The organism is Aquirufa esocilacus, assembly GCF_042715595.1.
In the GTDB taxonomy this organism is placed as follows: Bacteria; Bacteroidota; Bacteroidia; order Cytophagales; family Spirosomataceae; genus Aquirufa; species Aquirufa esocilacus.
The window spans coordinates 770,022-782,476 of sequence record NZ_JBBKXX010000001.1 but is presented as its reverse complement, the minus strand read 5'-3'; the positions used below and the strand labels follow the sequence as shown (position 1 = coordinate 782,476).

General features: G+C 40.8%; 9 protein-coding genes. 6 read left to right on the top strand and 3 right to left on the bottom strand.

The annotated features are described in order from the left end of the window. The first annotated feature begins 1 nt into the window (after window position 1). From SKC37_RS03390 to SKC37_RS03370, 5 genes are read left to right on the top strand one after another with little or no spacing between them, the layout of a single operon-like run. On the top strand, window positions 2–448 hold the full coding sequence (locus SKC37_RS03390; protein WP_223130595.1) for a DUF2452 domain-containing protein: 447 nt from the start codon (window positions 2–4) through the stop codon (window positions 446–448). A gap of 7 nt (window positions 449–455) precedes the next feature. Further along, entirely contained in the window at window positions 456–1,280 is an 825-nt protein-coding gene (gene menB / locus SKC37_RS03385) for a 1,4-dihydroxy-2-naphthoyl-CoA synthase (RefSeq protein ID WP_377980107.1), read from the top strand. 2 nt (window positions 1,281–1,282) lie between these two features. Beyond that, window positions 1,283–1,687 (top strand): EVE domain-containing protein, encoded by a 405-nt coding sequence (locus tag SKC37_RS03380; protein WP_377978047.1) that lies wholly within the window; start codon window positions 1,283–1,285, stop codon window positions 1,685–1,687. Between the two features lie 3 nt (window positions 1,688–1,690). Further along, complete coding sequence (locus SKC37_RS03375; protein WP_377980106.1) at window positions 1,691–3,298, top strand: hypothetical protein; 1,608 nt, start codon at window positions 1,691–1,693, stop codon at window positions 3,296–3,298. Between the two features lie 3 nt (window positions 3,299–3,301). Then, the gene (locus tag SKC37_RS03370; RefSeq protein ID WP_377980105.1) at window positions 3,302–4,207 is read left to right on the top strand and encodes a class I SAM-dependent methyltransferase; all 906 of its coding nucleotides are present in this window, start codon (window positions 3,302–3,304) and stop codon (window positions 4,205–4,207) included. Here the strand turns inward: SKC37_RS03370 and SKC37_RS03365 are convergent. The 3 genes from SKC37_RS03365 to SKC37_RS03355 form a co-directional block, all read right to left on the bottom strand. Further along, window positions 4,204–5,094 carry a bifunctional 5,10-methylenetetrahydrofolate dehydrogenase/5,10-methenyltetrahydrofolate cyclohydrolase gene (locus tag SKC37_RS03365; protein WP_377980104.1) on the bottom strand — a complete coding sequence of 297 codons (891 nt, stop codon included), beginning with the start codon at window positions 5,092–5,094 and terminating at the stop codon, window positions 4,204–4,206. The two genes, SKC37_RS03370 and SKC37_RS03365, sit on opposite strands and share 4 nt — an antisense overlap. Before the next feature lie 4 nt (window positions 5,095–5,098). Continuing rightward, entirely contained in the window at window positions 5,099–7,588 is a 2,490-nt protein-coding gene (gene topA / locus SKC37_RS03360; protein WP_377980103.1) for a type I DNA topoisomerase, read from the bottom strand. Between the two features lie 95 nt (window positions 7,589–7,683). After that, entirely contained in the window at window positions 7,684–9,957 is a 2,274-nt protein-coding gene (locus SKC37_RS03355; protein WP_377980503.1) for a DUF5686 family protein, read from the bottom strand. A gap of 194 nt (window positions 9,958–10,151) precedes the next feature. On the opposite strand from SKC37_RS03355, the gene SKC37_RS03350 reads away from it, so the two are divergent. Further along, window positions 10,152–12,416 (top strand): aconitate hydratase, encoded by a 2,265-nt coding sequence (locus SKC37_RS03350; RefSeq protein WP_377980102.1) that lies wholly within the window; start codon window positions 10,152–10,154, stop codon window positions 12,414–12,416. The last annotated feature ends 39 nt before the right edge of the window (window positions 12,417–12,455 follow it).

Below are 12,455 nucleotides of genomic sequence, written 5' to 3'. Positions count from 1 at the left end.
TATGTCAGAAGAAGCTTTTTTCAATCCTATTAATCCTGATAAAGTAGCCGAAAATCCTGGTTTACTTCCTTATGCCCATACGGCAGGCGGAGCAGTCATCAAACCGGATGATATGGGTAAAGTAAAAGGCCGTTCCATGCTAGCCATGCGCCAGCAAACGGATCGCCAAATGAACCAACTGTACGAACAAATGGAGGTTTTGGCGCGCCAAGCGAAATTATTAGCAGACCGCAAAGAAATATCAGAGCGCATTTATGATGCAGCTATGGGCTTCGAACCCATCATTAGTGAGACGTATTATTTATACGAAAAGGAAAACGGAGCAGACTTACTTTCGCTAGTAGCACCAGAAGAATGGGGTCGCTCGTTCAAATACAGCCGTTTTTTAGCCAAAGTAACTTTATTAGCCGACCACACGTGGGAGGTAGAATATAACGAATCAAACTGATACATTTATGATTTCATCTTTCCCTTGGGAAACCATCAAAACTTACGAGGATATCTTATTTCAATTCTACAATGGAATTGCGAAAATCTCGATCAATAGACCTCATAAACACAACGCGTTCACGCCATTAACCGTGCAAGAAATGTCGGAGGCTATGGAACTAGCCCGTCAAGACACCAGAATAGGTGTGATTATTTTAACAGGAGAGGGTGGAAAAGCTTTCTGTTCTGGAGGAGACCAAAGTGTTCGCGGAGATGGCGGATATGTAGGAAAAGATGCTGTACCACGATTAAATGTATTAGATCTTCAACGTCAAATCCGAACCATCCCGAAGCCTGTCGTGGCAATGGTAGCAGGATGGGCCATTGGTGGAGGTCACGTGTTACACGTCATTTGTGATTTATCTATAGCGGCAGAAAACGCCCGTTTTGGACAAACTGGTCCGAATGTAGGCTCTTTTGATGGAGGTTTTGGTGCTTCCTATTTAGCACGCGTGGTAGGTCAAAAGAAAGCAAGAGAAATCTGGTTACTATGTGACCAATATGACGCGTCAGACGCGCTTCAAATGGGATTAGTGAATAAAGTAGTTCCTTTAGAAGACTTGGAAAAAACGACGGTAGAGTGGTGTGAGAAGATTTTGGAAAAAAGTCCTTTAGCGCTTCGCATGTTGAAATCTGCGTTCAACGCGGAATTAGACGGACAGGCGGGTATTCAAGAATTAGCCGGTAACGCGACACTCTTGTATTATTTATCTGACGAGGCCAAAGAAGGTAAGAATGCCTTCCTCGAAAAGCGTAAACCAGACTTCTCTAAATTCCCTAAATTCCCCTAAATATGAATTATTGGTTAGTTAAATCAGAACCGTTCAAATATTCTTGGGATGATTTCGTTAAGGAGGGGAAATCTGTTTGGGATGGGGTGCGAAATTACCAAGCCCGGAATAATATGATGGCGATGAAAAAAGGCGATTGGGTCTTTTTTTACCATTCAAACGAAGGTATGGAGGTCGTGGGTTTAGCCGAAGTACAAAAGGAACATTTTCCTGACCCCACCACGGAAGATCCGCGCTGGGTCGTAGTAGAATTAATTCCTATTAAAAAATTCGCTAAAACCGTGACGTTGAAAACGATGAAAGCTGACGATCGCTTATCCGGTCTAGCACTCATCAAACAATCTCGTTTATCCGTAACGCCCGTCGCAAAAGCAGAATTCGATATTATTTTAAGCCTAGCTGAATAAAAGATGAAATCGATCCGCCTACTCTTTGCATTAACCCTCTGTAGCATTGCTGTTTACGCTCAAGAATTGAAGCGAATTGAAATCCCAGCAGGTTCAAGTCAACTGGAAACTTTTTCCATTCCATTAGGAGAAAAAGGGGTGATTGTATTAAATCACATAGGTAAAGCGGAATTCAATATCAGAAAATTCAATACGAATTTAGAGCAGGTTTGGACAAACCAAGGAAGCATAGATGGAAACCTAGATTATGTGACGCATTGTTACGACGGAAATCGCCTCTATTTATTATTCAGTCGATTTAAAAGCAATAATTATTACATTGTTCGTGTCAATCCAAGCGATGGCAAATTGGAAAAATTCCAAATCTTCTCCGTAGAGAAAATGGAAATTTCAAACTTCAAGGCATTGAATCAATCCCTATTTATCGGGGGAATTGTCAATAATACGCCTGTTATTCTTTTCACGAATTTGAGCGAGAAAAGAACCCGTATTCTTCCAGCCGTTGTGAATGGTCAAGCGGAAATCCAATCGATGGATTTAGATACAACACAACAACAAATCAATGTGGTGTATTCGGTAGGCAAAAAAGCGAAGAACTATCAATTGCTGTTGAAATCGTTTGATGAAGATGGGAATCAATTAGGTCAAATCAGCATGAATCCGACGGAGGAATTTGCACAGATGAATGCCAAATCCACTCAATTAAACGATTCCTTGCAGGTAGTGGTGGGTACCTATGGCCACAAAGGCTCTATTGGATCCTCTAAAGGACCTAGTTCTCAGGGTTTGTATTTCAGTTCCTATCTGGATGGAGATCTACTAGAATCCAAGTTCACAAGCTTTACCCAGTTTTCTAATTTCTTTAATTTCTTAGGTGAGAAGCAGAAAAACAAACAGGAGAAAAAGATTAAATCGAAAGAAGAAAAAGGAGAGGAGCTTCGATTGGATTATCGCTTATTAATGCATGAAATCATTAAAAAAGGGGACCATTACATCGTCGTTGCGGAAGCCTTTTATCCGGATTACAAATACGTGAATTATTCTCCTTTTGGTGGAACCTTAGGAATGCTTGGCGGTGGACTTTATTCCCCTTGGAATATGATGTACAATCCCTACCGTTGGGGCTATGGAAATTACGGATTGTATTCGCCATTTTCGAGCTATTATAGCCCTTGGGGATACAGAGGATACAATTCTTATAGTAATTCTCAGCAATTTGATGGATGGATTTACACCCACGCAGTCATTGCTGAATTAGATGAAAAAGGTAACGTATTGTGGGATCAATCGATCGATTTGAATAATATCAAAGAGGATAAGTTGATTCAAAAAATAAAGACTTCTCTCCATGGAGATATGTTGACTTTATCTTACCAAAGAGGGAACAACATCATCTCTAAATACATCAGCTCGGAAGGTCAATCGGGCGATGAAAAAGTACAGGAATTAAGTACACAAAATGAAGGCGATAAAATCCGCCGTCAAGAAAAATCAGATCTTAATTATTGGTATAGCAATAATTTTATTGCTTCAGGCAACCAAACCATTAACAATTCAGAGGAAGGAAGACGCTCCGTTTATTTCCTAGCTAAAATCCCATTGAACCCCTAAAATTTGAAAAATTCAGCTTCTATTGCCATTGAAACACCCGCATTTTGGGGAAAAAATTACGAATTAATTGACTCCGGTGGGTTCGAAAAGCTCGAGCAATTTGGGGCTTTTGTGGTGAGACGTCCTGAACCTCAGGCTGTTTGGCAGAAATCATTATCTGAAGAATTCTGGGCTAGTAAAGCGAATGCCTATTTCAAAAAAGAAAAAGGAAGCAATGAACGTGGTGTTTGGGAAGTAAAGAAAGGCGTGCCGGATAAATGGTTTATGCCGTATCAATCGGAAACTTTGGATCTAAATTTCAAGATTTCTTTATCCTCTTTTAAACACGTGGGTATATTTCCGGAGCAAGCATCGAACTGGGAGTTTTTGGCAAAAAACATTCCCTTATTAAAAACACCGAAGCCTAAAATACTCAATTTGTTCGCCTATACAGGCGGTGCAAGTTTAGCCTGCAAGCAGGTAGGGGCCGATGTCACGCACGTGGATTCGGTAAAACCCGTTTTATCCTGGGCGAGAGAGAATATGGAAGTCTCCAAGCTTGACAATATCCGTTGGATGGCTGAAGATGCACTTAAATTCGTCAAACGCGAAGCTAGACGCGGTAATTTCTACCAAGGAATCCTGTTAGATCCTCCAGCCTACGGACGTGGTCCTGAAGGAGAAAAATGGGTACTAGAAGAGCAAATCGATGATATGTTACGTTCTGTGAAGGAGATATTAGATCCGAAAGAACACATCCTTTTAACGAATGTCTATTCCTTAGGCTTCTCGACCTTAGTTGTCGAAAACTTAATGAAAGGTATTTTCAATGTGCCAGAAAAGGCAGAGTCAGGAGAGATATTTTTGAACGATGAATACGATAAAAAACTCCCCTTAGGAGTCTTTTATCGCTATCTATATCAGTCTTAGTTTTTCGGATAAATCACGCCTTTAGCAGCTAGAAGCGTGTTTTTCATCAAAGAAACGATGGTCATAGGACCTACACCTTTAGGTACAGGCGTAATATAGGAACATTTAGGAGCCACGTCATCGAAATCCACATCACCCTTTAAAGCAAAGCCTGATTTCTTTGTCGAGTCTTCTACGCGTGTTAAACCTACATCGATAACAACGGCACCTGGTTTAATGTGAGCAGACTTAATAAACTCTGGTATACCCAATGCCGCAATAACAATATCCCCTTGAGAACAAATTTCTTCTAAATTAGTCGTTCTTGAATGCGTTAACGTAACTGTGCAATTCCCAACGGGATGATTACGCTGCATTAAGATGGACATCGGTAATCCGACGATTTGAGAGCGACCTACTACCACACAATGCTTTCCAGCCGTCTCAATCTTATAATAGGCTAATAAATCCAATACCCCTTGTGGAGTAGCGGAGATGTAAGCTGGTAAACCTTTCGCCATACGACCAATATTGATCGGGTGGAAACCATCCACGTCTTTGGACGGATGAATTGTCTCCATCACTTTATCTGGATTAATGTGCTTTGGAAGTGGTAATTGAACGATTAAGCCATCCATGTCCGGATTATCATTTACCTTTTGAACCTCTGTTAATAAATCAGCCTCAGAGATGGATGGATCAAAACGTAGTAGAGTAGAGGCAAAGCCTAATTCCTCACAAGATTTCACTTTATTCGCTACATAGGTTTCAGAAGCGCCATTGTTACCCACTAGGATCGCTACTAAATGAGGAGCTTTTTGGCCCGCTGCTACCATTTGTTTAACTTCTTCACCGATCGCGACTTTCATCGTTTCAGCGACCATCTTTCCATCAATAATCTGACTCATATGCTTATTTTTTACGTGCTTTCTTAGGTGCTGGAGCCGCATCGCCTAGGGCTAAGCACTCCTCTAAAGTTAAATCTGCTGGTTCCGTTCCTTTAGGGATTTTTACGTTACGTTTACCGATTTGAATATACGGGCCATACATACCGTTTACCACTTTAACCGTTTCATTTTCCGCAAATTCCTTTATAAACTTATTCGCTTCCACTTTACGCTTCGCTTCGATTAGTTCGATGGCGCGCGCTTGATCGATTGTTGCTAAATTATCCGTTTTGGCTAACGAATAATATTTGCCATTGTGTTTTACGTAAGGACCAAAACGTCCTTTACCCGTCTCAATCAAGGAGTCCTCAAAATACCCTAATCCTCCTGCTTCCGCATCTTTCAATGCTTGAGCAATGACAGCGATAGCTTCATCCATTTCAATCGTAAAAGGATCATGCGTATCTGGCAAGCTGGTAAACTTCCCATCAAATTTGATGTAAGGTCCTAATTTACCTGCACCAATAATCACCGGCATATCGTTGTGAATACCTACTTCGCGAGGCAATTTAGGGCGCTCTAATAATAATAAAGCCTCTTCAAAAGTCAGCGTACTTACCGCTTGCGTCTTGGTTAAATTCGCGAATACTGGCTTTTCCTCCTCAGATGACTCACCTAACTGTACAAAGGGTCCAAATTTCCCTAAACGAACTGAAACTAATCGTCCCGTTTTCGGATCTACACCTAATTCACGTCCACCACCCACAGAGCTACGGTTGATTGACTTGGAGTCTTCAATTGTTTGGTGGAAAGACTTGTAGAAGTTCTTCATTAAGACAGTCCACTCTAATTTACCTTTGGCGATGTTATCAAATTCATCTTCCATTTCAGCGGTAAACGTATAATCGACTACGTTTTCGAAGTTTTCTACTAAGAAATCCGTTACGAGAGTTCCGATGTGCGTAGGGAATAATTTCGATTTTTCCGTACCCACCGTCTCCGTTGCCTTATTACCAGCAATTTCGTTGTTCGAAAGAACCCAAGTTTGAAATTCACGTTCTCTACCTGGACGATCTTCTTTCACGACATAGGCACGCTTAATGATAGTCGAAATAGTAGGAGCATAAGTCGATGGACGACCAATACCTTTTTCTTCCAAAGCCTTCACTAAACTCGCCTCCGTATAACGTGGGGCGGCTCTCGTGAAACGCTCTTGCGCCTTCATTTCATCTAATGCTAATACTTGACCGACGTTCAAAGGAGGCAACATATCTTTGTTCTCATCCTCGTCCTCGTCATCTTTCCCTTCTAAATAGGCCTTCAAGAAACCTTCAAAAGCAATCACTTCTCCTTGAGCAGATAGAAGCTCAGGAGTGGTTGAAATATCAATCAAAGCGGTCGTACGCTCAATTAAGGCATCTGCCATTTGAGACGCAATTGCACGCTTCCAAATTAACTCATATAAGCGCTTCTCACGCGCATCACCTGTGATGCTATGGTTCGCAAAATCCGTTGGACGGATGGCTTCGTGAGCCTCTTGCGCACTTTCTGATTTTGTTTTAAATTGACGGCTATAGTGGAATTTAGCGCCATAAGCTGATTCAATCTCCGCTTTAGCCTTATCGCGCGCTTCTTGTGATAACATGGTGGAATCGGTACGCATATAAGTAATGCGACCTGATTCGTATAGTTTTTGAGCGACAGACATCGTAGTCGCTACGGCAAAACCTAGTTTACGCGAGGCCTCTTGTTGTAAAGTAGAGGTAGTAAACGGAGGTGCTGGAGATTTTTTCGCTGGTTTCGTTTCTAAGCTTTTAATGCTAAACGCAGCGCCTACACATTTTTTCAAGAAGTCTAATGCGTCATTTTCTTTGGCAAAAGCCTTCGATAATTCTGCTTTCAATACTTTCTTACCTGGTAGATCAAAATGAGCGACTACTTTAAAGGTAGCCACAGCCTCGTGATTTTCGATTTCACGCTCACGCTCTACGATTAAGCGAACAGCCACAGATTGTACACGGCCGGCAGATAAACCTTTTTGTACTTTAGACCAAAGCACCGGAGATAATTCAAATCCAATCAAACGATCCATTATCCGACGTGCCTGTTGCGCATTCACTAAGTCCATATCAATGGTACGTGGCTGCGTGATGGCTTGTAAGATGGCAGGCTTCGTAATTTCGCGAAAAACAATGCGTTTCGCGTTATCCTTTAATCCTAATGCTTCTTTTAAATGCCACGAAATCGCTTCTCCTTCGCGGTCATCATCCGTTGCTAACCAAACTTCTTCAGATGATTTCGCTAGACTTTTTAACTCAGAAATGACTTTGGTTTTATCCGCAGACACCACATAGGTGGGAGCGAAGTCATTATCCACATCAATGGCTTTATCTCCCTTGATAGGCAAATCACGTACGTGACCAAAAGAAGACTTCACCACGAAATCCTTTCCCAAATATCCTTCTATGGTCTTCGCTTTCGCAGGAGACTCAACGATGACTAAATTTTTTGCCATTATGCTGGTTAAAAAATGAAATTCTTAAAATGACCTCAAATATAAGGGCTCTAAATTTAACAAAGAGGCAAAATTCGCCGAAAAGCTAAAAAAAATTATTCTGGGATATTTCCGATGCGAATTCTTGAATTGATATTTACTCTAAATCCGATGTAACTAAATTGACCATTGATGAAATTTGCAATGGCCTCCAAACGAAAGATCTTGAACACTCCATCTAGACCATAACCTACTTCATTATACAGTAGATTTTGATTCTGAACATAATTAGCATTGGCAATCAACACTTCTTTAACATAGAGTTTTTTCATTCCTAATAGAGGCTTTAACCAAAGATTCGAAAATTGAAAAAAACTAAGCGCTTCCACATAAGTTCCGGCTGTAGAATTTGCATAATGATTGACATTCAAACGCTGATTTGTGCCCGAGGTAAAGTTTTGGTAATAACCTACTAAACGCTCAGAGGCTAACATTTCTCCGGCCTGAATTAAATTAAGCGTTCCATTATAATGCTTAAAATCAATAAAATAGGTGGGTTTATTCCCGATAAATGTACCAGCATTGATTAGTAAACCCATTTTTATCCAAGGATTGACTTCGATATTGTGCAGATAAGACAACTCTACTTGATTAAAATCCGTAGAGGATCCACCTACATCTTTCCACCCAGCCCGGTATTTCGCTAACAACAGGGGAGAGGAACCCCAATCCGTCAGACGCGTATTCGCTCGGTAACTTTGAGTTAAGAAAGGACGGAAACCTACTTGAATCTGCGTAATAAATGATTTATGTGTTGTAAAACCTTCCAACGTATATTCTGAATTCGTCGGGTTATTCGGTTTAAAATCACGATTCAAGAAATTAATCCAATAATAATCCGTCGTATTATCCATCTGAGAACGCTCGGAATATTCGACCAATGATTTTAAAAAGAAACGAGCAGAGAATCGCTTCGTCAGGTTCACGGAAGTAAACTTTGTCCGGTAAATTTTCATTTGGTTGTTCTTCAATAACAAAGTAGACAAAGAGTTCATCTCCGGTGAAATCGTATTTTCTGGATTATACTGGGCCACATAATCCCCATTTGCAACAGTTGCATCAAATGAATCCGACCGATAACGTAATCTGAGTAGTCCTGAATTTCGGTTAATACCAAATGCCCTACGCCCCAATACTTCAGCCTCTAACAGCTGATAACGCGCCCAGCGCTTTCTGAAGACTACGGCTGAATTAACCACAAAACCTTCCACCGTATTAAAATTGGAATCAAAAACAGGGGATTTATAATAGATTTCAAACGGATAATAATCCCGTTTAAATTCCCCAAAATAGAATGATTTACTTAAAATAAGTTGCTTGGGGTGAAATGGAGAAACTTTAAAGCTATCAATGAGTACCTCTGTATTTTTCATTCCAGGGATATCCGTAAAAAACGTAGGATCTAACCCAGCTTTATTTTCTGACCCTTTATAATAAACCGAATCAATCATCACTAAATTAGAGGTAGGCCGCTGCTTCCACTTTCGCAATAAAGAACCATGTAAATTCGTCAAAAACTGATTAGCAAAAGTCTCATCAAATGCCACTGGAGATATATTCAACGTCTCTTTAGGATTTTTAGGTTCATCAAATATTTGAGGATTAAAACGCCATTCCTCAGGCTGACTTATAGCCTCTTGCTCCCAAATATACTCCCCATCACTTCCTAATAATCCTGCCAATAATCTAATTTCCCCCTTTTTAGGAATCCATTTTCCTTGAAAATTTTGATTTTGCAAATCAAAAGAATAATCGATTGCATCTGCAAATACAGTCCCATCAAATCGCACCAACCAACCCGCTTCATCTAAGGTCAATGTTCCCTTAAATAATCGGTCTCGACGTATTTTAGGCTCTACTTGAAATTGAAAGCAAGCTTTACCTTCGACTAAGGTGTCTCCTTTAAAATTAAAATGGTAATAGGATTTCGCTTGATAACTCAAAGGTGAGACGCAGGACGTTCCCACATAATCTTGGTAAAAATCAGGCCAAAGAAAAAGTGTAGGCTTCGAATACTTCTTATGAAAAGTCTGAACAGATTCAATACCGTGGATTAATTGGTTCAAATGACCCACTTGCACTTCTGATATAGTTTGATTCCCATACCATTGACCCATTTGAATGCCCTCTTTAGCAACTAATCTCTTGCGAGCAATACCAATAACCTGATTAAATCGTGCCTTTTCTTGTACCTTAACACGCATTTTAAAAGAACCTATGGACTTCCCATGTTCCTCGGAGGAACTCAAAGCTTTGTCTAGTATGGAAGCAGGAGTGAGGGATTGCGCTTGACTTTCATTTGGAGAAAAATGAATAAAACATCCAATCAAAAGCAATATTTTCAAATAGTTCAAGCGATGTGGATCTTAAAATGTTCAAATAGTCCTATTATAAATAGGTTAAATCAAGCAATAAAACAAAGTTCCTAATAATTCCCTAACAAAGGAAATGTTCTCATAAAATAGTGGCAAAATTGAAGCTAATCTATTAATTTTGTGAACATTTTTTACCAAACACTTTTACCATGGCCTTTGACATTGAAATGATTAAAGCTGTTTACGATCGCATGCCGGCTCGCATTGCTGCGGCTCGTGCGTTAACAGGTAAACCGCTTACGTTAACTGAAAAAATTCTTTATAGCCATTTATGGGAAGGTACAGCCTCTGCTGCTTATGCAAGAGGAGCTTCTTATGTTGATTTTGCACCAGACCGTGTGGCCATGCAAGATGCAACTGCTCAAATGGCCTTGTTACAATTCATGCAAGCAGGTCGTCCACAAGTGGCCGTACCATCTACGGTGCATTGTGATCACTTAATTGAAGCAAAAGTTGCCTCTACTACCGATTTAAAAGTAGCAGTGGATAAAAATAAAGAGGTTTATGACTTCTTATCGTCTGTATCAGACAAATATGGTATCGGTTTCTGGAAACCAGGTGCAGGTATTATTCACCAAGTAGTATTAGAAAATTATGCTTTCCCAGGCGGAATGATGATCGGAACGGATTCACACACGGTTAACGCGGGTGGTTTAGGAATGATCGCTATCGGTGTGGGTGGAGCAGATGCTTGCGATGTCATGGCAGGTTTAGCATGGGAATTAAAATTCCCTAAACTAATTGGTGTTAAGTTAACAGGTAAATTAAATGGTTGGACATCTCCTAAAGATGTTATCCTAAAAGTGGCAGGTATCCTGACAGTAAAAGGTGGAACGGGTGCAGTCGTTGAGTATTTCGGCGAAGGCGCGACTTCTATGTCATGTACTGGTAAAGGAACGATTTGTAACATGGGTGCTGAGATCGGTGCTACGACATCTACTTTTGGTTACGATGCTTCTATGGCACGTTACTTAGAGTCTACAGGTCGTGCGGATGTAGCCGCTTTAGCAAATGGCGTGAAGGAACACTTAACTGCGGATCCAGAAGTGTATGCTCACCCGGAGAAATACTTTGATCAAGTAATCGAAATCGATTTAGATACATTAGAACCCTATTTGAATGGTCCTTTCACACCAGATTTAGCAACGCCTATCTCTAAAATGAAAGAAATGGCTGAGAAAAATGGCTGGCCTACAAAAATCGAAGTAGGTTTAATCGGTTCTTGTACTAACTCTTCTTATGAAGATATCGCTCGTGCAGCTTCTTTAGCGAAGCAAGTAGCGGCAAAAGGGTTAAAGACGAAAGCTCAATTTACCATTACACCAGGTTCTGAATTAGTTCGTTACACCATCGAGCGCGATGGTTTCATCTCGACATTTGATTCTATTGGAGCAACAGTATTCTCGAATGCTTGTGGACCTTGTATCGGGCAATGGGCTCGTCCGGGTGCAGAAAAAGGGGAGAAGAACACCATCGTTCACTCTTTCAATAGAAACTTTGCAAAACGTGCAGATGGTAACCCTAATACGTTTGCTTTCGTAGCTTCACCAGAAATGGTCACTGCTTTAGCTATCGCGGGTGACCTAACGTTCAATCCATTAACGGATACCTTAACAAACGAAAAAGGAGAACAAGTAAAATTAGACGCACCTACGGGAGACGAATTACCTAAATTAGGTTTCGCTGCGGAAGATGCGGGCTATCAAGCTCCTGCAGCCGATGGTTCAGGCGTTCAAGTAAAGGTTTCAGCAACATCAGATCGTTTACAATTATTAGATCCATTCTCAGCATGGGAAGGTTCTGACTTGAAAGGTTTGAAATTGTTAATTAAGGCCAAAGGTAAATGTACTACGGATCACATTTCCATGGCAGGTCCTTGGTTGAAATACCGTGGTCACTTAGATAACATCTCTAACAACATGTTAATTGGAGCGGTGAACTTCTATAATGAGAAGACGGACAACGTGAAGAACGCATTGACAGGTGAATATGGTCCTGTTCCTGCTACTCAGCGTGCTTACAAAGCAGCAGGCGTAGGAACCATCGTAGTAGGAGATACAAACTACGGTGAAGGATCTTCTCGTGAGCACGCAGCGATGGAGCCACGTCACTTAGGTGTTCGTGCCGTTTTAGTGAAGTCATTCGCTCGTATTCACGAAACTAACTTGAAGAAACAAGGTATGTTAGCTTTGACTTTCGCAAACGAAGCTGATTACGATAAAATCCAAGAGGACGATTCAATCAACATTGTAGGTTTAGGAAGCTTTGCTCCTGAAAAATCATTGACGATTGAGTTAGTTCACGCGGATGGTAGCACAGATAGTTTTGCTGTGAACCACACGTACAATGAGCAACAAATCGAATGGTTCAAAGCAGGTGGTGCCTTAAACATCATCCGTGCCTCAGTAAAATAATTTGAAATAGGGGCAAAATTGCTTAATTTTGCCCCTTAT